This window comes from Thermomonas sp. (assembly GCF_035369645.1).
GTDB lineage: Bacteria > Pseudomonadota > Gammaproteobacteria > Xanthomonadales > Xanthomonadaceae > Thermomonas.
This window is the reverse complement of the sequence record NZ_DAOOUM010000007.1, coordinates 1-20,770: the sequence shown is the minus strand read 5'-3', so window position 1 is coordinate 20,770 and position 20,770 is coordinate 1. Positions and strand designations below refer to the sequence as shown.

Annotated in this window: 19 protein-coding genes; 11 read left to right on the top strand and 8 right to left on the bottom strand. The window is 61.0% G+C overall.

All coding sequences use genetic code 11. From position 1 onward, the window contains the following. Position 1: 1 nt before the first annotated feature. On the bottom strand, positions 2 to 1,552 hold the full coding sequence (locus tag PK789_RS02415; protein WP_324306769.1) for a LytR/AlgR family response regulator transcription factor: 1,551 nt from the start codon (positions 1,550 to 1,552) through the stop codon (positions 2 to 4). 145 nt (positions 1,553 to 1,697) lie between these two features. On the opposite strand from PK789_RS02415, the gene PK789_RS02410 reads away from it, so the two are divergent. From PK789_RS02410 to PK789_RS02395, 4 genes are all read left to right on the top strand, one after another. Further along, a complete protein-coding gene (locus tag PK789_RS02410; protein WP_324306767.1) occupies positions 1,698 to 3,179 on the top strand; it encodes an alpha/beta fold hydrolase in 1,482 nt (493 codons plus the stop codon). 256 nt (positions 3,180 to 3,435) lie between these two features. Continuing rightward, positions 3,436 to 4,440 carry a transglutaminase family protein gene (locus PK789_RS02405; protein ID WP_324306765.1) on the top strand — a complete coding sequence of 335 codons (1,005 nt, stop codon included), beginning with the start codon at positions 3,436 to 3,438 and terminating at the stop codon, positions 4,438 to 4,440. Continuing rightward, positions 4,440 to 5,132 carry an RHS repeat-associated core domain-containing protein gene (locus PK789_RS02400; protein WP_324306764.1) on the top strand — a complete coding sequence of 231 codons (693 nt, stop codon included), beginning with the start codon at positions 4,440 to 4,442 and terminating at the stop codon, positions 5,130 to 5,132. Before PK789_RS02405 ends, PK789_RS02400 begins: the two co-directional genes overlap by 1 nt. Positions 5,133 to 5,145: 13 nt before the next feature. Further along, positions 5,146 to 5,505, top strand: coding sequence for a hypothetical protein (locus tag PK789_RS02395; protein WP_324306763.1), 360 nt, complete (start codon positions 5,146 to 5,148; stop codon positions 5,503 to 5,505). A gap of 358 nt (positions 5,506 to 5,863) precedes the next feature. Here PK789_RS02395 and PK789_RS02390 read toward each other — a convergent pair whose 3' ends face one another. The 5 genes from PK789_RS02390 to PK789_RS02370 are packed head-to-tail and all read right to left on the bottom strand — an operon-like array spanning position 5,864 to position 9,384. Then, positions 5,864 to 6,649 (bottom strand): succinate dehydrogenase iron-sulfur subunit, encoded by a 786-nt coding sequence (locus PK789_RS02390; RefSeq protein WP_324306762.1) that lies wholly within the window; start codon positions 6,647 to 6,649, stop codon positions 5,864 to 5,866. 18 nt (positions 6,650 to 6,667) lie between these two features. Continuing rightward, the gene (sdhA, locus tag PK789_RS02385; protein WP_324306761.1) at positions 6,668 to 8,458 is read right to left on the bottom strand and encodes a succinate dehydrogenase flavoprotein subunit; all 1,791 of its coding nucleotides are present in this window, start codon (positions 8,456 to 8,458) and stop codon (positions 6,668 to 6,670) included. Between the two features lie 6 nt (positions 8,459 to 8,464). After that, positions 8,465 to 8,860, bottom strand: a complete 396-nt coding sequence (gene sdhD / locus PK789_RS02380) for a succinate dehydrogenase, hydrophobic membrane anchor protein (protein WP_324306760.1) — start codon at positions 8,858 to 8,860, stop codon at positions 8,465 to 8,467. Continuing rightward, entirely contained in the window at positions 8,857 to 9,252 is a 396-nt protein-coding gene (gene sdhC, locus PK789_RS02375; protein WP_324306759.1) for a succinate dehydrogenase, cytochrome b556 subunit, read from the bottom strand. The genes sdhD and sdhC overlap by 4 nt, the downstream gene beginning before the upstream one ends. Before the next feature lie 42 nt (positions 9,253 to 9,294). After that, positions 9,295 to 9,384 (bottom strand): DUF1674 domain-containing protein, encoded by a 90-nt coding sequence (locus PK789_RS02370; protein ID WP_503011873.1) that lies wholly within the window; start codon positions 9,382 to 9,384, stop codon positions 9,295 to 9,297. 127 nt (positions 9,385 to 9,511) lie between these two features. Here PK789_RS02370 and ygfZ point away from each other — a divergent pair, with 127 nt between their 5' ends. From ygfZ to PK789_RS02355, 3 genes are all read left to right on the top strand, one after another. Further along, positions 9,512 to 10,369, top strand: a complete 858-nt coding sequence (ygfZ, locus tag PK789_RS02365) for a CAF17-like 4Fe-4S cluster assembly/insertion protein YgfZ (RefSeq protein WP_503011874.1) — start codon at positions 9,512 to 9,514, stop codon at positions 10,367 to 10,369. A gap of 85 nt (positions 10,370 to 10,454) precedes the next feature. Beyond that, positions 10,455 to 12,062: an FAD-dependent oxidoreductase gene (locus PK789_RS02360; RefSeq protein WP_324306755.1), complete on the top strand. Its 1,608-nt coding sequence runs from the start codon at positions 10,455 to 10,457 to the stop codon at positions 12,060 to 12,062. A 13-nt stretch (positions 12,063 to 12,075) separates the two neighbouring features. Beyond that, positions 12,076 to 13,731, top strand: coding sequence for an acetolactate synthase large subunit (locus PK789_RS02355; RefSeq protein ID WP_324306753.1), 1,656 nt, complete (start codon positions 12,076 to 12,078; stop codon positions 13,729 to 13,731). 86 nt (positions 13,732 to 13,817) lie between these two features. Here the strand turns inward: PK789_RS02355 and PK789_RS02350 are convergent, their stop codons facing one another. Both PK789_RS02350 and PK789_RS02345 read right to left on the bottom strand, forming a co-directional pair. Continuing rightward, positions 13,818 to 14,420, bottom strand: coding sequence for a HutD/Ves family protein (locus tag PK789_RS02350; RefSeq protein WP_324306752.1), 603 nt, complete (start codon positions 14,418 to 14,420; stop codon positions 13,818 to 13,820). 57 nt (positions 14,421 to 14,477) lie between these two features. Next, positions 14,478 to 14,810: a ComEA family DNA-binding protein gene (locus PK789_RS02345; RefSeq protein ID WP_324306751.1), complete on the bottom strand. Its 333-nt coding sequence runs from the start codon at positions 14,808 to 14,810 to the stop codon at positions 14,478 to 14,480. A gap of 231 nt (positions 14,811 to 15,041) precedes the next feature. Between PK789_RS02345 and PK789_RS02340 the strand changes: the two genes are divergently transcribed. The 4 genes from PK789_RS02340 (at position 15,042) to PK789_RS02325 (ending at position 20,534) form a co-directional block, all read left to right on the top strand. Next, entirely contained in the window at positions 15,042 to 16,550 is a 1,509-nt protein-coding gene (locus tag PK789_RS02340; protein WP_324306750.1) for a M20 family metallopeptidase, read from the top strand. A gap of 72 nt (positions 16,551 to 16,622) precedes the next feature. Next, complete coding sequence (gene mutS / locus PK789_RS02335; protein WP_324306816.1) at positions 16,623 to 19,160, top strand: DNA mismatch repair protein MutS; 2,538 nt, start codon at positions 16,623 to 16,625, stop codon at positions 19,158 to 19,160. After that, entirely contained in the window at positions 19,157 to 19,855 is a 699-nt protein-coding gene (locus tag PK789_RS02330; protein WP_324306749.1) for an MOSC domain-containing protein, read from the top strand. The genes mutS and PK789_RS02330 overlap by 4 nt, the downstream gene beginning before the upstream one ends. Positions 19,856 to 19,928: 73 nt before the next feature. Further along, on the top strand, positions 19,929 to 20,534 hold the full coding sequence (locus PK789_RS02325) for a DUF937 domain-containing protein (RefSeq protein ID WP_324306748.1): 606 nt from the start codon (positions 19,929 to 19,931) through the stop codon (positions 20,532 to 20,534). The last annotated feature ends 236 nt before the right edge of the window (positions 20,535 to 20,770 follow it).

The window sequence follows — 20,770 nt, the reverse complement described above, 5'->3', positions numbered from 1 at the left end:
CCTAACCCACCAACGCGTCTGCCGAACCCATCGTCTTTCGCACCATCGGCATGACCCGACGGCTGACCGGGACAGATTCCCCGGTGGTGATACGCAGGCGGCCCACCCCGGATGGCTCACGTTGCAGTGATGCAACAAACGCGGTGTTGACGATGTGGGAGCGATGCACGCGAATGAACGCCGGCGGCAACTCGGTTTCCAGTTCACTCAAGCTGCCGCTGTGCAGGCGCTTGCCGCCATCGGAAAAATTGAGCTCCACATAATCGCCGGCCCCATTGCAGTGGGTGATCTGATCCACCGGCACCAGTTCTATTTTGCCCGTATCAATAATCCTGATTTTCCGTGCTTGCGGTGCCGGCTGACTGCGCTCCTGCGCTTGCTCCAGTGCTGCCTGGAGTTGCTGCGCGCGGCCAGATAGGGCGATCCGAAGCTGCTGTTCGCGGGCAAGCATCACCGCCTGCTGGGCGAACAAAAACAACAGCAGGGCCGCGACTAGATAGTAGAACGTGGCATCTAAAAAATACCCGCCCAAAAGAAAACTCAGCGCGGCGAATGCAACCAGCGAGATGCAATACACCAATGCCCCCCGCTCGCGCCGCCATGCCTTCCACCCGGTGGCAAGTGCGCACAATAGAACCGGGTAAAGCATTGCCACCATCGCCTTGCCGTCGTAACTGTGAGTCAACACCACCGCTACCAACGTCAACAACGCCATCAGCCCCCATGCCGGCAGCGGACGGGCCGGCCTGAATCTGCGCAGCACATGCGCCGCAAGACATAGCCCAAATCCATACGCACACAGCACAATCATCAGCAGCCGCACATCATGCATGGGGTATGGATAGGGCCATAGCCCGCGCAACACTTCGGCAAACAATTGCCCCGCCGCGCACAAGGACATCAACGAAAGTACCGCCGACCCGCCCCGGTCGCGGCCCCGCAACGCGCTGATACCGAAGTAAAGCAAGCCCAGCAAAAACACCCCAGCGGTCATCAGGCTGGGCCAATACGAACGCAGCAGCCGATCCGCCGGATCGGCATGCACACCCACCGCCAACAGATGCATCGGGCTGTCGAGACGAAGAAAGCCATGATGCCCGGATAGAAGCAGCACTATCTCGTTGCTACCCGCTTTGAACACACCGAGTGGAATTGGGATGGCGGCATCCATCCGGCCGGGCGTTTCACTGCCGGCATCAAAACCGGGCTGGCCATTGCTGCCCATGCGCTGGCCATTGATCCAAAGTGTACTGGCGGCCTTGCCCGACACATAGACCGACAACGGCACGGCTTGCTCCAGCATGACACGCGGCATCGTGATGGAAGCCTTGAGCCAGAGTGAAGCGTTTTGTGGATTTGCTGCAAGGAAGGCTATGACGCGGCAGTCACTGCCGGAAAAATCAGGCGGCGTGGTATCAGCGGCACGCGCCGGACACACCACCACATGTTGCATGTCGATCCATTGCAATGCCTGCGGCTGCGCCGCTGCCGGGAAGATCGCCAACAGGAACAGGGCAAACAGCAGTGATGTGAGGCGATGAAGAATGTGCATACCGTGCGGCGAATATACCGCACCGCCACGACTGGCCTCAGCACCGTTCACCGAATCACCGCTACCGCTCGCAGATTGGCTATCCAAGGCCACTGCTCAAGTCCTTATGGTGGCTCCATTCCCGCAACAACATGGAGCTGTGTCGATGAAACCCAGATGCCTTGCACTTGCCGCCGCCTGCCTGCTTTTTGGGCCCATCGCGGCGCACGCCGGTGTCACCGAAGAGCCATTTATCTTCAAGAGTGCCGACGGCCAAACCACCCATGCCATGCGCGGCTCGTTCCAGGTGCCGGAAAACCGCAGCGTTCCCGGCAGCCGCATCCTGACCTTGCGCTATGTCCGCTTCCCCGCCACCAGTGCCAAACCGGGCGCACCCATCGTCTATCTGTCCGGCGGCCCCGGCGGTTCCGGCATCGAGACGGCAAAGCGCAACCGCTACCCACTGTTCATGGCCATGCGCCAGTTCGGTGATGTCATCGCCCTGGATCAACGCGGCACCGGCGCATCGGATGACACCCCAGTGTGCGAGCCGAAGACCGCACCATCGGACACCAAGCAACTGAGCGATGACGCATTCGCAGCGGCCTACCGCACCGCTGCCCTCGAATGCGCCGCGTTCTGGAAAGCCAAAGGAATTGATTTACGCGGTTACACCACCGTTGAAAGCGCCCACGACCTTGACGCGCTGCGCCGTCATCTGGGTGCCAAGAAAATCAGCCTGTGGGGTATTTCGTATGGCACCCACCTCGCACTGGCCGCTCTCAAACAAATGGATGACCGGCTAGATCGCGTGGTGCTGGCCAGTGTGGAAGGTCTGGAGCAGACGGTCAAACTGCCGGCGCTCACCGATGCCTATTTCGATCGCATGCAAGCCGCGCTGGATAGCGACCCGCGTGCGCATGCGGCGTATCCCGACATCAAAGCAATGATTGCCCGCGTACACCGCAAGCTGGAGCAACACCCGGTGTTGCTGCACCTCAAAGACCCCAACGGCAAGAACACCGACATTCTGTTGCAGCGCCGCAGCTTGCAGATGATCGCGGCGGGGCCCATCGCCGACCCGGATGGTTCGGCCATGATGCTGGCGGTCTATCGCGCTGCCGATGCGGGCGATTACCAACCGCTGATGCAACTCATGCAGCGCTTTTTTGCGCCCGGCGAGCCCCTGAAGATGCAAGCGATGCCATTGGTGATGGATGTTGCTTCGGGCATCAGTGACAAGCTGCTGGCCGTGGTCAACACGCAGGCGAAGACCGCGCTGCTGGGCGACACCCTCAACTTTCCGATGCCGCAATTGCGCGATGCGTTCCCCGAGCTCGACCTTGGCGACGGCTTCCGCAAAGCACCGGTCAGCCATGTCCCAACACTCCTACTCAGCGGAACCTTGGATGGCCGCACCTACCCGGAAAGCCAACTTGAGGCCGTTGCGGGGCTGGATCAGTTGCAGGCCATCATCGTGGTCAATGCCGGGCACAACCTGTTTATGACCTCCAAAGAGGTCACCGCCGCCATTGAACGCTTCATGCGCGGCGAACCAATGCAGTCGGCGCGGATCATCGTTCCGCTGCCAGACTTCACCCCAGCGCTGCCAGCACCACCGCAAGCCGCTGCTGCATCCAAGCCCTGACGCCGGGCTAGTGTCAGAGTGAGCCGCATCCACTTGCCTACGGTGGATGCTTGGCATCGGCAAGCACAAAAAAAGGGGTGTCCGGATTTGAATATAGGAGACGGCTTCTAGCTGCTCTTGTCTCTTGAGCTTGGGTCTGTAGGTTTGCCTGCCCTTGGCTACTTCCCAAGGTCAGCCTTCGATGTGGAATTTGGCATTCCTAGATTGGACAGTCAGCACTTGGCCGGACTAGAGTTCCGAAAATTTGGTCGGACGCATGGGAAATCCGGTTCGCCGCTTCTGGCTTTTCTTGCTGACAGGATTGCTGCTTACGGCAGCAATGCCTCCGGCTGTTGCCTCTGACCCTCTGGCCGACTTGAAGGCGCAGTTTGCCTTGCCAGATGACCGGGTGAACTTCGCCGAAGCCAAGCTGGCTGTGGACCGGCTGATCGATCCAAGCACCGACACGGCGGCTCTTCGGCGAGAGCTGGATCACTGGGAACGCGCGATCCGCTCGAACATGCCGGCAGGTGCCAATGGTCGCCAAACGGTTGATGCGCTGCTCAAGACCATGTACGAGCCTGGGCCTTGGAACGATGGCAGGCCCTTCAGCTATGACCTGGATGACCCGCTAGGCAAGGATCTCTTCAACAAGCGGTTGGCAACCTATCTGGCGACCCGCAAGGGCAATTGCGTGTCGATGCCCATTTTGGTCGCGATTCTGGGCCAGAGGCTCGGCCTGACCATCACACTGTCCACGGCACCGCATCACGTCATGGCGATGTTCGCGGACGACTCTCAGCAGGCTTGGGTATACATCGAGGCAACCGGCGGCGGCTTCAAGCGATATGAGAGCTACGTCCGCGACACCGGAATCAGTCAGACCGCCTTGGACAACGAGATCTACCTGCGGCCGCTGTATCCACACGAGAGCGTCGGTGTCATCGTCAGCACTCTGATGGAGCATTACGGGCGGCAGGATGATGGAGACGCCCTGATGGTAGTAGCCGATTTGGCTTTGGCGGCCAATTCCAAGGACACCGTGGCGATGATCTGGAAGGGCAATGCCCACTTCCTGCAACTGCGAGATCGCTACCTGCGTAAGTACCAGAAGGTCGCGGAAATTCCGGCGGACAAGGTAGCGGAGTTCCAGCGCCTTGACCGGGAAAACCTGGCTTGGTTTGAGAAGGCCAAGGCGTTAGGCTGGGAGCAGAAGTCACCCGAGCAGGATACGGCTTACCTGCAATCGATCCAGCGCGAGAAGGCAAAGAGGGAGCAGTGATGCGGAACATTGTTCATGCGTTTCTTGTGGCGATGCTGGTTCTAATCTCCGGAACTAGCGAAGCGCGGTGGCTGTCCGTTGACCCGGTGAAGGCTGAAGCCAATCAGCCCGTGACCTTCAATCGCTATCACTATGCCACCAATAACCCCTACAAGTTCACCGATCCAGATGGTCGTGAAATACGGGCGACTAATCCAGCAGATCGGGCACGTGTCGAGCGCATGATCAATTCCATGGCCGTTGGTGTTTACCGCTTCAATCGCGAAGGGACACTACAGCAGACGCAAAGTTCGGGTGATACGTCTCGTTTCTCTTCCTACTACTCGGGCCGCTTGAATCAAGCAATTGCTAGCGAGAACACTATCAATGTCTCGATCGGCAACACCTATACCAACGCACACACAGGTGAATCCGTGCAGGTCAATGGGGGCCTCACCCAAGCCTTGGGCAATGGCCTGTCCGATCAGAACGTCATGATCACTGGGCAGAGCTATACAGGCGATATTCAGACCTCGACAGGTGCTTCACTTACGGAAACCGCAGCCAGTACGCTCATGCACGAACTCGTAGGCCACGCCATTCCTGGTGCCGTGGGCCAGGACACAGGCAATGCGGTCAATAACGAGAATAAGGTGCGGATCGAAATCCCCGACGCAGATCTACGCAAGCGTGAGCCCGACCATGTTGAGTAGATGGTCGCTTCTGTTGACGGTAGTTATCGCTGGCAATGCCTGCGCCGTCGAACGGCCCAACCCTTCAATTGAAGATCGCGTGGCGAAGGCCGAACTGATTGTCGTGGTAGATGGCGTTAAACCGCTTCCACATTCAGTCAAGGAATTCGACAAGTTTTACCGTGTGGAAGCCCGTGTGGCTGGTGTGCTCAAGGGCAAAGCTGACATCGGCAAACGCATTGAGATTGTAGTGGACGATACGATCGCCGAGCATCGCAACAAGTGCTGCACCGCCGGGCAATCCTATGTCCTCTTCCTTCGTCAACTCCAAGGGAAGTACGTCTTTGTGGGGAGTCCGAATGGGGCTATTCCCCTGGAGCTGTCTGCGCACTGATAGCGGAATAGGCATAGGTGATCATGGCCCGGTACGCACCGATGACCTTGACCTCATCGATCCCCAGCATGCGAGGCGTCTCGAAGCGAACCTTCGCCGTCAGAGACAGACGTCCACGGCAACGGTTTTGAGGCTACGGAGCTGCAGGAAATCGGTCACTTGGCACCTTGAGCGAACCCACAGTGAAATCCGATTCTCACAGTAGTACACACACCCTCGGCTCCAACATCTAGAATCCGATTTATAACTTAAACGTCAACAAGAGCCGAAAAGCCCAAAACCCACACTGGATTCCGGAGCCCTCAATAAAGCCGCTACCTTCACCCGTAGCGGCTTTTTTATTGCATCCACACAAGAATCAAACCTTGCGCGCCACCATCAGCTTCTTGATTTCGGCAATCGCCTTGGCCGGGTTCAAACCCTTCGGGCAGGTGCGGGCGCAGTTCATGATGGTGTGGCAGCGGTACAACTTGAATGGGTCTTCCAATTCATCCAAGCGCGCGCCGGTGTCTTCATCGCGGCTATCCACGATCCAGCGGTAGGCTTGCAGCAAAATCGCCGGGCCCAAATAACGGTCACCATTCCACCAATAACTGGGGCAGGAGGTGGAGCAGCAGGCGCACAAAATGCATTCGTACAGGCCATCCAACTTCTTGCGGTCGGCGGGCGATTGCAGGCGCTCACGGTCTGGCGGTGCCGGCGTTTGCGTACGCAACCACGGTTTGATGCTGGCGTGCTGGGCGTAGAAATGGGTCAGGTCTGGCACCAAATCCTTGACCACCGGCAAATGCGGCAGCGGGTAGATGGGCACTTCGTCCTTGCCGTTGCAGCTTTCGATGGCGCAAATACAGGCCAGCGTATTGGTGCCGTCGATATTCATCGCGCACGACCCGCAAATCCCTTCGCGGCAGGAACGGCGGAAGGTCAGGCTGGGATCAATTTCATTTTTGATCTTGATCAGCGCATCCAGCACCATCGGCCCGCAGGTATCCAGATCCACCTCGTAGGTGTCGGTGCGCGGGTTTTGGTCGTCGTCCGGGCTCCAACGATAGATTTTGAAGATGCGCGTGTGCTTTGCGTCTTTCGCCGCAAAATGCTTGCCCTTCTGGATCTGGGAGTTCTTCGGGAGGGTAAATTCAGCCATGTTCTTGGAGTCCCCGGATCAGTAAACGCGCGGCTTGGGCGGCACGACCGCCACTTCGTCGCTCAGGGTGTACATGTGCACCGGGCGGAAGTCGAAGCTGCAAGCGCCCTTCTCATCCACGTTGACCAGCGTGTGCTTCTGCCAGTTGGTGTCATCGCGGTCGGGGAAGTCCTCGTGCGCATGCGCGCCACGGCTTTCCTTGCGCTGCTCGGCCGAATTGATCGTGGCCACGGCATTGATCAGCAGGTTGTTCAATTCGTAGGTTTCGATCAGGTCCGAGTTCCACACCAGAGAGCGGTCGGACACTTTCACGTCCTGGAACGAATCAAACACCCGCGCCATTTTCTGGCAGCCTTCTTTCAGGGTTTGACTGGTGCGGAAGACGGCCGCATCGGCCTGCATGGTGCGCTGCATATTGTCGCGAATCACCGCCGTTGGGGTGCCGCCGTTGGCGTGGCGCAACTTGTCCAGCAGGCCCAGCGCCTTGTCGCAGGCATCGGCGGCCAGCGGCTTGTGCGCTGCGCCGGGCGTGATGGTTTCAGCGCAGCGGTTGGCCACCGCGCGGCCAAACACCACCAAATCCAGCAGCGAGTTGGAACCCAAACGGTTGCCGCCGTGTACCGACACGCAAGCGGCCTCGCCGATGGCGTACAGGCCCGGCACCACCGCGTCATTGTTGTCGCCCACTTTGCGCACCACTTCGCCGTGGTAGTTGGTGGGGATGCCGCCCATGTTGTAGTGCACGGTGGGGATCACCGGGATCGGTTGCTTATGCACGTCCACGCCGGCAAAAATCTTGGCGCTTTCGGCAATCCCGGGCAGGCGCTCGTCGATCACGCCGGGGCCCAGATGGGTCAAGTCCAGCAGGATGTGGTCCTTGTGCGCGCCCACGCCGCGGCCTTCGCGGATTTCGATCGTCATCGAACGCGACACCACATCGCGCGAGGCTAAATCTTTGTAATGCGGGGCGTAGCGTTCCATGAACCGCTCGCCATTGCTGTTGCGCAAGATCCCGCCTTCGCCGCGCACGCCTTCGGTGATCAGGCAGCCCGCACCGTAAATGCCGGTGGGGTGGAACTGCACAAATTCCATGTCTTGCAGCGGCAGGCCGGCGCGCGCCACCAAGCCACCACCATCGCCGGTGCAGGTGTGTGCCGAGGTGGCACTGAAATACGCGCGGCCGTAACCGCCAGTGGCCAGCACCACGCCTTGCGCACGGAACAGGTGCAAGGTGCCTTCGGCCATATCCAGCGCCAACACGCCGCGGCACACGCCTTCGTCATCAAAAATCAGATCCAGCGCAAAGTACTCGATCATGAATCGCGCATCGTGCGCCAGCGCTTGCTGGTACAGGGTGTGCAGCATGGCGTGGCCGGTGCGGTCGGCCGCCGCGCAAGTACGCTGCGCCGACGGGCCTTCGCCATACTTGGTGGTCATGCCACCAAACGGGCGCTGATAAATCTTGCCATCGTCGGTGCGCGAAAACGGCACCCCGTAGTGCTCCAGCTCGATCACTGCCGGAATTGCTTCACGGCACATGTATTCGATGGCGTCCTGGTCACCCAACCAGTCACCGCCCTTGACGGTGTCATAGAAGTGATAGCGCCAGTCGTCCTCGCCCATATTGGCCAGCGCGGCGGCAATGCCGCCTTGCGCGGCCACGGTATGGCTACGGGTGGGGAACACCTTGGTGATGCAGGCCGTTTGCAAGCCTTTCGCGGCCAGACCAAAGGTGGCACGCAAGCCCGCACCGCCGGCCCCGACCACGATCATGTCGAATTTATGTTCTTGAATCTTGTAGGCAGACATCGTGAATCAGCTCCCCAGCGCGATGCGCAGCACCGCGAACACACCGGCGATGGACGCCAGCGCGCAAACGAAAATATTGGCGAAATGTGCAACTCCGGCGGTCAGCGGCGTGTGCACGTAGTCCTCGATGATCACCTGCACACCCAAGCGGGCATGCCAGAACGCACTCAGCAAAAACACTACCAGCACGGTGGCATTGATCGGGTCCACCACCAAGTCACGAATGAACTGATAGTGCGCGGTGCGCAGCGATAACAACACACCCAGCAACCACAGGCCCGACAGCGCCACTGCAATCGCGGTGACCCGCTGCCAAATGAAATGCCCGGTGCCGTCTTTGGCCGAGCCCAGCCCGCGTGCGCGCTTCAAGGGCGTGCGCAAATCATTGCTGCTACTGCTCATACCTGCCCCCAACGCATCAGCACAAAAGCCCAGCCCAGCACCACCAGCAGGATGCTGCCAAATACTGAAATCCAACTACTGCGGATAAAATCCGGGATCGCAAACCCTGCGCCGGTGTCTTGCAGCAAATGCCGCACCCCATTGATGAAGTGATAGGCCAGCGCCCACGTAAAGCCAAAGATTACCAACAGGCCCAGCGGTGAGCCTGCGCAAGCGGTGAAAGCGGCCCAGCGTTGCGGGCCGGCGGCCAAGGCCAACAAGGCCCCAACCAAACCAAGGATACCCACCGCCAGCATGACGCCGGTGATGCGGTGGGTGATCGAAGTCATCATCTGCACCTGTTTGCGATAAACCTGCAAATGGGGTGACAGCGGACGTTCGCGGGTCGCCATGCGGGGGCTCTCCGGTTGGGCGGCAGTGCCGCGTGGATAAAATCAAAAGTCGATGCAACGGCCGTTCTTTTCCCAATCCCCATAACGGGTTGGCTCCGGGCCATCGCGCCCGCCGTGTTCAACGGCAGGCACTGGTGGCGAAACCGGCGGCGGTGCGGGCTCCAAAATAGGAACCGCAGCGTTACCAGACGCGGGGTTGGGGGCGGATTGGCCTATGATCGACGCATTCACGATTCCCCAAGTTTACGCCTCGCAGACGATGCACGACAACCCAAAAGCCGCACCAGCCCACGAGTTCCGCCTACAAACCCATACCGTGCTTGCCATTTGCGGGCGCGATGCCATTGCATTTGCGCAGGCGCAATTCATGAACGACGTGGCCGCCATCGCCCCCGGCCAGTGGCAATGGAACGGCTGGCTGACCGCCAAAGGCCGCGTGGTTGCGCTGTTTGCATTGCTGAAACTGGATGCCGAAACGCTGTGGCTGCTGCTGCCCGACATCGCCGCCGACACCTTTGCCGAACAACTGCGGCGCTATGTGTTTCGCAGCAAACTGACCCTCATGCCGCGCGCAGATTTGCATGTTGCCGGCAGCTTTAGTCCGCCGGCGCAAGCCTGCGGCAATACCTACTCCAGCAGTGAAGATGGCATCCACTTGGATCTATCCGCCAACGCTGGCCCGCGCACGCTACGCATTGTCAGCGTGGCCGCTGCCGATGATGCCAGCGCGCTTGCTCGCTGGAATGCCGCTGACCTCGCCCATGGCTTACCGCGCTTGCCCCCCACGCAAACCGAGCAGTGGACCCCACAACAACTCTCGCTGGAACGACTGGCCGCTTTCAGTGTGAAAAAAGGCTGTTACCCGGGGCAAGAAATCGTCGCCCGCACGCATTTTTTGGGCCAGGCCAAACGCGGACTGGCGTTGTTCGAGGCCGATGCACCCGTCCTTGCCGGCAGCGACATCCATGCGGATGCGCGTGTGCTTGGCAGCGTGGTCTGCGCGCAAGACACCCTTGTACTGGCCGTGCTGCCGCTTGATCACCCCGCAACCGGCCTGACCACGACCAACGGCACGCCCTTGCAGGCGCGCCCACTGCACGATGGCTTGGCGCGTTAGGCGGGGGTCCTCATCATCCATCCAGATCATGCCTTTTCTTGCGTCATGCTCCGGGTCATGATGCACAGACATTTGGAGACAACGCATGGCGACACTGCAATCGGATGTGCTGGTCATCGGCGGCGGATTGGCCGGTATTGTGACTGCGCTGGAATGCCTCCGCGCGGGTCGTGATGTCATTTTGGTTGATCGCGATACCCCCGAACGTCTTGGCGGGCTGGCGCTGTGGGCATTTGGCGGGATGGCGCTGGTCGGCACCCCCCTGCAAGCACGCAAACGCATTCTCGATACTCCCGAAATCGCCCTGCGCGACTGGCTGCGTTTTGGCGAGCTAGACCCCAACGACCCGCTGCCGATCCAATGGGCAAGCTACTACGTCGAGCATTCCCGCACCCACGTGTATGACTGGTTGCAACAGCTGGGGCTGGGGTTTTTACCTGCGGTTAATTGGGTAGAACGCGGCCTGCATGGTGAAGGCAATAGCCTGCCGCGCTATCACGTGCTTTGGGGAGGCGCGACCACCTTGGTACGCCGGCTCATCTCGGCATTACACGAAGTCAACAGCGGCGCGAAGCTCACATTGCTACATCGGCACCGCGCCATCGGTTTGGACTATGGTGCCGGCGGGGTTACCGGCGCCTTGGTGGTCAACGAAGATACGCGCGAAGAAACCCGCATCGATGCCGACCATGTAGTGCTGGCCATGGGTGGCATCAATGGCAGTCTGGACGAAGTGCGCAAACACTGGCCACGCAACCGGCCGCAACCCATGACCATGCTCAATGGCGCGCACCCGTTTGCGGATGGTCGCCTGCATTACTTGGCCGCCGGCTTGGGTGCACAACTCACTCACGCCGGTGAAATGTGGAACTACGCCGCCGGGATTGCCCATCCCAAACCACATTTCGAGGGGCATGGTTTATCCACCATCCCCTGCAAGTCGGCCTTGTGGCTCAATCATCGGGGCGAGCGCATCGGCCCGGTGCCACTGACGACCGGGTTCGATACCCATTGGCTATGCCAACAAGTTGCACAGCAAGAGCGCCCGTGGACGTGGCACCTGCTCAATCGGCGCATTGCGCTGAAAGAATTCGCCATCTCCGGCGCCGAGCACAACCCCAGCATCCGGGATCAAAAAAAACTGCAATTTCTCTCCGAAATCTTGTTGGGCAATCGCCAGCTCGTGCATCAGATGCAAACCGAAAGCCGCGACGTTCTTACCGACGCCAGCCTTGCCGGGTTAGCCGCACAGATGAATGCACTGACCGGCACCGAGGATATCGACGCGCAAACCCTGCAAGCCAGCGCCGATGCCTTCGACGCCAATTTCAGCCGGGGTAACAGCCTGCATAACGACGACCAGATTCGCCGCATTCTGCACGCCCGCCAATGGGGCCCCGATCGCTTGCGCACATGCAAACCGGCGCCACTACAAAAACCCGGTGCCGGTCCTTTTATTGCCATTCGCATGCAATTGATTACCCGCAAGAGCTTGGGCGGGCTACGCACCAACCTGCAAAGCCGCGCACTGGATGCCAATGGTCAACCCATCCCCGGTTTGTATTGCGTGGGTGAGGCTGCTGGGTTTGGCGGCGGCGGTGCCTGCGGCAAGCGATCGCTGGAAGGTACCTTTCTGCCCGGCTGTATCCTCACTGCGCGCGCAGCCGCGCACGCCATCACCACCGGACTTTGAACAGGGCTTTATGATGAACGGCGCGCAAGCCTTGATGAAAACGCTGGCCGATGCTGGCATCACTGTCTGTTTCTCCAACCCCGGTACCAGCGAAATGCACTTTGTCGCCGCGCTGGATTCCGAACCCCGCATGCGCGCGGTGTTGACTTTGTTTGAAGGTGTGGCCACGGGTGCCGCCGACGGCTACGCGCGGATGACCGGCAAACCCGCCGCCACCTTGTTGCACTTGGGCTGCGGGCTAGGCAATGGGCTGGCCAATTTGCACAACGCGCGCAAAGGCAAGGTTCCCGTTGTCAACATCATTGGTGACCATGCCACCTACCACGTGCCGCTGGATGCACAGCTGCAATCGGATATCGAAACCGTGGCGCGCAATGTCTCGCCCGGCTTTGTGCGCACCTCGCAGCGCACCGCAGAGCTCTGCCACGATGCCGTGGAAGCAATCACCGCAGCACGTGGCCTACCCGGACAAGTGGCTACCTTGATTCTGCCGGCCGATGTCTCGTGGGGCGAAGGCGGCACGCCCTGCCCACCCGCCCCGGCCCCCACCCCACAGGCTGTCGATTCGGCCACCTTGCAGGCAATTGCCGAGGCCATTCGCAGCGATGGCAAATGTGCGCTCTTGCTGGGTGGGCAGGCCCTGCAAGAACCGGCCTTGTTGGCCGCAGCGCGCATTGCCGCACGCTGTGGGGTCAAATTATTTTGCGAAGTATTTCCTACCCGCCTACCACGCGGCGCGGGCCTGCCCACCATCGAGCGCATTGCCTATCTGGCCGAACTGGCCAGCGTGCAGCTAACCGGCTTCGATCATTTGATCTTGGTCGATGCCAAAGCGCCGGTGTCGTTCTTTGCCTATCCCGGCAAGCGCAGCGAACTGGTGCCTGCCGGCTGCCGTGTGCATACACTGGCGACACCCGCGCAAGATGCCGTTGCCAGCCTCGAGTTACTGGCCAGCGCCCTTCACGCCACGCAGACCCAGCCGGTACTGCAAGCACCGCAACGCCCAACCCGGCCGCGTGGTCGGCTAAGCGCCGCCAAAGTTTGCAAAGCGGTGGCGGCGATCATGCCCGAACGCGCCATCATCATCGATGAGGCCATCACCTCGGGGCTGCTGCTGGGCCTGATGACCCAAGGCGCTCCCCGTCACGATCTGCTCACCCTCACCGGCGGCGCGATTGGGCAAGGCCTGCCCAATGCGGTAGGGGCTGCGATTGCCTGCCCAGATCGTCCGGTAATCGCCCTGATCGGCGATGGCAGCGCCATGTACACCCTGCAAGCCCTGTGGACACTGGCCCGCGAGCAACTCAACGTCACCACAATTATTTTCAACAACGCAAGTTATTCGGTGCTCAACGTCGAACTGGACCGGGTGGGTGCCGGCCGGGCTGGCCCCAAGGCCCGTGCACAGTTGGATTTGCATGGCCCGGTGCTGGATTTTGTACAGCTAGCACAGGGCATGGGAGTTTCTGCCTGCCGTGCGGCCACTGCCAGCGATTTTTGCCAAGCCCTCGACAAGGCCTTGACGCAACCCGGCCCGCATTTAATCGAGGCGGTGGTGCCGCAATCGCTGTCGGCCAGCAAACGTCGTCTATTGCCATGGATGCTGCGCGCCCTGCCCAGCCTGCCACCCTCGGTTGCGATGGCGCTGAAGCGCAAGATCGCACCCTAAATGAAAGAAGTGCGGCACATCCTTGTGCCGCAGCAACGGTGGTTCCTTCACCGTCGCCTTTGACCCTGAAACCCGTTTGTCGGTGTCTAGCTTGGAGGCAATGTTTGAAGCCGAACTAGCAATACCTCGCCACCGCCTTCCAAGGCATATCGGCTGCGTCCGTCCTGTGCCTGCAACATCGCGGTGTCGCCTTGCTGCATCAGGCCCAAACCTGACTCCGCAGAAAACTCCGCCTGCCCCGCCAACACGTGGATGCACCAGGTCAAGCCCGGACTCACAAACAACACCATCGGCCCCACCAATGGCCGCTTCCACGTTTGTACGGCCAAGCGATCACGCTTCCACATCACATTGAAATCGCGACTGGCACCCTCCAACAGCTCGCCGGTCAGTGCGCGCTCCCCAGAAAATTGCGCTGCACCATGCGGAGGCACGAGAGTTTGGATGTGGCCATCGTCAAACCGCAGGCGCATGCCATTCCCCGCGAGCAGCATCAACCAGCGATCCACCCCGGCAAATGCAGAAAACGGTGCGTCGGCATCGACATCGGCAATCGATAGGCGCCAATCCCAATCGTCGCAATCCGGGACCCGCAGGATTTCCGATGTCCAGCCCGCACCATTTTTCCACTGCATCCTGCGGTAATCGGCCGCATGCAGGATGCGTGATGTGATGTGTGCTTCTGGCATGGCATGGTCAACCCTTGTGCTCACTGCACGGTGCATTTGCGGCACATCGGTACAAACTCATTGATGTGCCAATTGTTGTAACTGCGGCGTGGCGGAGTGCCCCAGTGGCTGCACCACAGGCCGCGCATTGTTGACGGTAATTCTGTCGCGATTGGCTTCCACGGTTTTCAAGCCGATCCCCTTGACCAAGGCCAATTGTTCAGCACTACGAAACGCCCCATTGGCGGTGCGGTAATCAACGATGGCCTGCGCTTTGACCGGGCCGATATTGACCAATTCGCGGTCTAACGTCGCAACATCGGCGGTATTGATGTTGACCCGCTCTGCCGCCAACACATGGCCAGCAAGTAGCACCAGCAGCACAAGACAACATTGCAGCAACACTCTCATAACCTTGACTCGCTTTCCTCCACATCCCCCAAACATGCCATGCGTGGGGCCAAACACAGCTTGCTTGCTCCGTGTGCAACAGGCTATCGGATTTGTATGGGTTCACCATCGGACTTTCCCGCAAATGCGGGTAGGAAAAATCTGACCCCCAGCGCTGCGCCATCCAATGCTGGGGTTTTACATACCAGCGTTACAATTGGAACAATCATCGCCACACAGTTCAGGGACGCCATGCACACCAGCCATCTCGACAGCAACCAAATCCGCGACTTCGTGGCCGCCAAATGGGATGCTGAAATCGTCCCGCAATTGATCGAATACATCAAAATTCCCAATAAATCGCCGATGTTCGATGCCGATTGGGTGCAAAACGGGCATATGGATCGCGCTGTGACGTTGCTGGAAGCCTGGGCCAAAGCGCAAACCATCCCTGGGATGCAGGTAGAAGTGGTGCGTCTTGATGGCCGCACGCCGCTGATTTTCATCGACATCCCCGCCAGCAATGGCGGCCGCAACGATGATTGCGTATTGCTGTACGGGCATATGGACAAGCAGCCGGAAATGACCGGTTGGGATGCAGACAAGGGCCCGTGGCTGCCGGTGCTGGAAGGCGACCGCCTGTACGGGCGCGGCGGCGCGGACGATGGCTATGCGATTTTTGGTTCACTGACCGCGCTGATGGCCCTGCAAGCGCAAGGTGCGGCGCATGCGCGCTGCGTCATTTTGATTGAAGGCTGCGAAGAGTCCGGCAGCAATGACCTGCCGTTCTATGTGGACCATCTGGCCGACCGCATCGGCAAGCCCTCGCTGGTGGTGTGTCTGGATTCGGGCTGCGGCAATTACGAACAACTGTGGTGCACCACCTCGCTGCGCGGTTTGACCGGCGGCAATCTGACCGTGAACGTGCTCTCCGAGGGCGTGCACTCGGGTGATGCCTCGGGCATCGTGCCGTCCAGCTTCCGCGTGCTGCGTGACTTGCTGTCACGCATCGAAGACGAAGACACCGGCCGCATTTTGGTGGATGGCCTGCATGTGGACATCCCGGCCGACCGTCTGGCACAGGCCGCCAAAGTGGCCGACGTGCTGGGCGATGAAGTGTTCGACAAGTTCCCGTTCCTGCCCGGTATGACCCCGATGGGCAGCGACCGCACCGAGCTGGTGCTCAACCGCACATGGCGGCCGGCACTGTCGATCACCGGGATGGATGGCATTCCGCCGCTGGCCTCGGCCGGCAATGTGCTGCGTCCGTTCACCGCAGTCAAACTTAGCCTGCGTCTGCCGCCCACATTGGACGGCAAACGCGGTGGCGAATTGCTGCAGGACGTGCTGCTGAAAGACCCACCGTATGGTGCACACGTGAGTCTGACTCTGGAAAAAGCCAGCACCGGCTGGAACGCCCCCGCCCTCGCCGCGTGGCTGGAAAGCGCGATCGACCACGCCAGCCAGGAATTTTTCGGCAAACCGGCGATGTACATGGGCGAAGGCGGCACCATCCCGTTCATGGGCATGCTGGGCGAGAAATTCCCCGGCGCACAGTTCATGATCACCGGCGTGCTGGGCCCGCACTCCAACGCCCACGGCCCCAACGAATTTCTGCACATCCCGATGGGCAAAGCGGTCACCGCCTGCGTGGCCCGCGTGGTCGCCGATCACCACGCCGCCAGCCTACGCGGCGAAACCACCGGCGTCGCCGCCGCCGCCATCAACTCGTATGCCGATACCCCTGGTGGGTGCTGCTGATTGCACAGACCCGTGGATTCCGTGAGCCAAGTACCCAAGTCGTCCGACAAACCGGCCGAACACACCCCCCTGATGAAGCAATTCTTCGCCGCCAAGGCGGAGCATCCGGAGGTGTTGTTGTTCTTCCGCATGGGCGATTTTTATGAACTGTTTTACGACGATGCGCGTAAGGCCGCACGTTTGCTGGACATCACCCTGACCCAGCGCGGCAGTTCGGCCGGGCAGCCGATCCCGATGGCGGGCGTGCCCTACCACGCCGCCGAGGGCTATCTGGCGCGCTTGGTGGCGCTGGGCGAATCGGTGGCCATTTGCGAGCAGATCGGCGACCCGGCGCTCAGCAAAGGCTTGGTGGAACGCAAGGTGGTGCGCATCGTCACCCCCGGCACGGTGACCGATGAGGCCCTGCTGGACGAACGCCGCGACACCCTGCTGTTAGCCATTTCACGCGGGAAGCACGGCTATGGGTTGGCTTGGGCGGATCTGGCCAGTGGCCGCCTGCGGGCCAATGAAGTGACCGGCGAGGACGCATTGGAAGCCGAACTGGCGCGCTTGCAGCCGGTGGAAACCTTGATTGCCGACGAAGACGGCTGGCCGCCTGCGGTGTTGGAAGCGCGCGGGTTGCGGCGGCGTGCGCCGTGGTTGTTCGATGCCGAGTCCGGCCGTCGCCAACTCCTGCAATGCTTCAATCTGCATGACCTGGGCGCGTTCGGGATCGACGACAAACCGCTGGCCATTGCCGCCAGCGCCGCGCTGCTGGGCTATGTGGAAGAAACCCAAAAACAGCGCCTGCCGCATCTGCGCAGCATTGCGCTGGAAACCAGCGACGACGCCATCGCGATGAACGCCGCCACGCGCCGCCATCTGGAACTGGATTCGCGCGTGGATGGCGATGTGAAGGCCACCTTGCTGGGCGTGCTGGATTCCAGTGTGACCCCGATGGGTGGGCGCCTGCTGCGGCGCTGGTTGCACCGGCCGCTGCGCGACCGCAAGGTCGTCAGTGAGCGCCATCACGCCGTGCAAACCTTGCTCGAAGCCCGCGCCGATGACAGCCTGCGCAGCGCGTTTCGCGGGCTGGGCGATCTGGAACGCATCCTCTCGCGGGTGGCCCTGCGCAGCGCGCGGCCGCGTGATCTTTCGACGTTGCGTGATGGCTTGGCGCTGCTGCCGCAGGTGCGTGAACTGCTGGCACCGCTGGATTCCCCACGCCTTGCCGCACTGGGCGCGGAGTTGGGCGAACATGCCGCCACCGCGCACTACTTGCACACCGCCATCGTCACCCAACCGCCCCTGCTGGCCCGCGACGGCGGCGTGATTGCCGAAGGTTTCGATGCAGAACTCGACGAGCTGCGCCGACTGTCCACCCATGCCGATCAATTCCTGATTGATCTGGAACTGCGCGAACGTGAACGCAGCGGCATTCCCACCCTGAAAGTGGGCTACAACCGCGTGCACGGCTACTACATCGAAATCAGCAAAGGCCAGAGTGACAAAGCACCGGTGCACTACACGCGCAGGCAAACCCTGACCGGTGCCGAGCGCTACATCACCGAAGAGTTGAAGCAATTTGAAGACAAGGTGCTGTCCGCACGCGAGCGCTCGCTGGTGCGTGAAAAATTACTGTACGACGGCGTGCTGGACACCCTCAACGACGCGCTGGAACCCTTGCGCCGTTGTGCACTGGCGCTGAGCGAACTCGATGTGCTCGCCTGTTTTGCCGAGCGCGCGCAAACCTTGGATTGGGCGATGCCCACGCTGCGTGAGGCACCCGGCATCCATATCGAACGTGGCCGCCACCCGGTGGTGGAGGCACTGCGCGATGCGCCGTTCGAGCCGAACGATTTGGTGTTCGACGACGCGACGCGGATGTACATCATCACCGGCCCCAACATGGGCGGCAAATCCACCTTCATGCGCCAGAACGCGTTGATCGTGCTGCTCGCCTGCATCGGCAGCTTCGTGCCTGCCGCACGCGCCACGCTGGGCCCGATCGACCGCATCCTCACCCGCATCGGCGCCGGCGATGACTTGGCCCGCGGGCAGTCCACCTTTATGGTGGAAATGAGCGAAACCGCTTACATCCTGCATCACGCCAGCGAGCATTCTTTGGTGTTGATGGATGAAATCGGGCGTGGCACCTCCACTTACGATGGCTTGGCGCTGGCCGACGCCGTGGCGCGCCAGCTGGCCTCAGCCAACCGCAGCTACACCCTGTTTGCCACGCATTATTTCGAACTCACCGCACTGGCCGAACCCGGCAGCGGGATTGCCAATCTGCATCTGGATGCAGTCGAGCATGGCGACGCGCTGGTGTTCATGCACGCGGTGCGCCCCGGCCCCGCCAACCGCAGCTTCGGCTTGCAGGTCGCGGCCTTGGCTGGCTTGCCCAAAGCTGCTCTGCAACAGGCGCGAGCACGGCTGGCCGAATTGGAATCGCATAACCGTGATGTCCCGGTCACACCGATGAGTGCGCCCGCATTGGATGCACCGCAGCAGTTCGGCCTGTTCGCTCCATCGTCTGCCGCGCTGGACGCACTGGCCGGTATCGATCCCGACGATCTTACGCCCAAGCAGGCGCTGGAGGCGCTGTACCGGCTGAAGGCGTTGGCATGAACCACGTTCGGCCCATCGCCATCGATGCGCTCCTGCGTGGCAAGGCCCTGCCCTACTCGCGCCCCGGTACGCGCAGCGGCATCCACAAAACCCCGGTCGAAGGCCATGTGCTGATTGGCGAGCTCGGCCTGGAAGGTGACGAACAGGGTGACCCGCGCGTGCATGGCGGCATCGACAAGGCGGTGCATCACTACGCGTTCGAGCATTACGCCGCATGGCGCAGTGAACTAGGCAACTCGCCCATCTTGCAACAACCCGGCGCGTTCGGCGAAAACATCAGCACGCAAGGGCTTACCGAAGCCGATGTCTGCCTGGGCGACCGCTATCAACTGGGCACGGCCGTGCTGGAAGTCAGCCAAGGCCGGCAGCCCTGTTGGAAGCTCAACGACCGCTTCGGCGTCCCCGACATGGCCCGCCGCGTGCAGGACAGCGGTCGCAGCGGTTGGTACTACCGCGTGCTGCAAGCCGGCAGCGCACACGCAGGCGATAGCCTGATCTTGCGCGAACGCGCCCATCCCGATTGGCCGCTGTCGCGGCTGGCGCGCCTGCTCTACGACCGCGTGCTGGATCCCACCCTGCTGGAACCCGCGCTGGCACTGCCCTTGGTGCCCTCGTGGCGGAAAATCATCGAACGCCGCATGCAGCAGGGCGCGGTGGAAGACTGGGGTAAACGGATCGACGGGCCGGCGATATAAGTTGCCGTCATATTCACGCGCACTTGCTGGCAGTGCATCGTAGGATGGGCGTTCACCTCCGCAGGAATGCCCCATGACCGCCATGACCCAAGACCTTGCCGCCCAGCTACAAGGCGCGCCCCTGCAACAAATCGCAAGCCAACTGGGGCTTGACCCCGCACAGGCGTCGGGTGCCATCAGCACCGCCCTGCCTTTGCTGATGGGCAAACTGGGCAGCAATGCCGCCAGCCCCGAAGGTGCGCAAGCCTTGTTGGGCGCACTGCAAAACAACCACAGTGGGCTGGATATCGGCAGCGTGCTGGGCGCGGTATTGGGTGGTGGTGGCGATGCGGCCAGCAATGGGGCCGGCATCTTGGGGCATATTTTTGGTGGCCAACAAGACAGCGCACAGGCTGGCGTGGCCCAAGCCACTGGTTTGCCGCATGCGCAGTCTGGTCAGCTGCTGCAAATGCTGGCCCCGATCGTGATGGCCTATCTGGGCAAGCGGATGTCGGGTGATGCCGGTGGTGCGGATGCACTCAGCGGCTTGTTGGGGCAAGAACACCAAGCCATCCGCGAGCAAGGCGGTGCCGGTGGCGGGCTGCTGGGCTCTTTGCTCGATCAAGACGGCGATGGCCAACTGGGTTTGGGCGACGCGCTGAAAATTGGCAGTTCGTTATTTGGCGGCGGCGGGCGCTGAAGATCCCGCATCCCATCGCCTGACACATCTCAATCCATGCCGGCCGTGTGCATTGTGGCAAACCTAGGGTTATGCCACTCTGCCGCATCTGGCTAGATGTGGGGGATGCGCTTGAGTAATTGGATTTCAACCCTGTTTCAGCGTTTATTTTCTCGCTCAGGGTCGCCGACTGCGCCACGACGATCCGCAAGTTCTGGTAAACCCGCGTTGTCCCGGGATGTTGATCCCGAGATGCG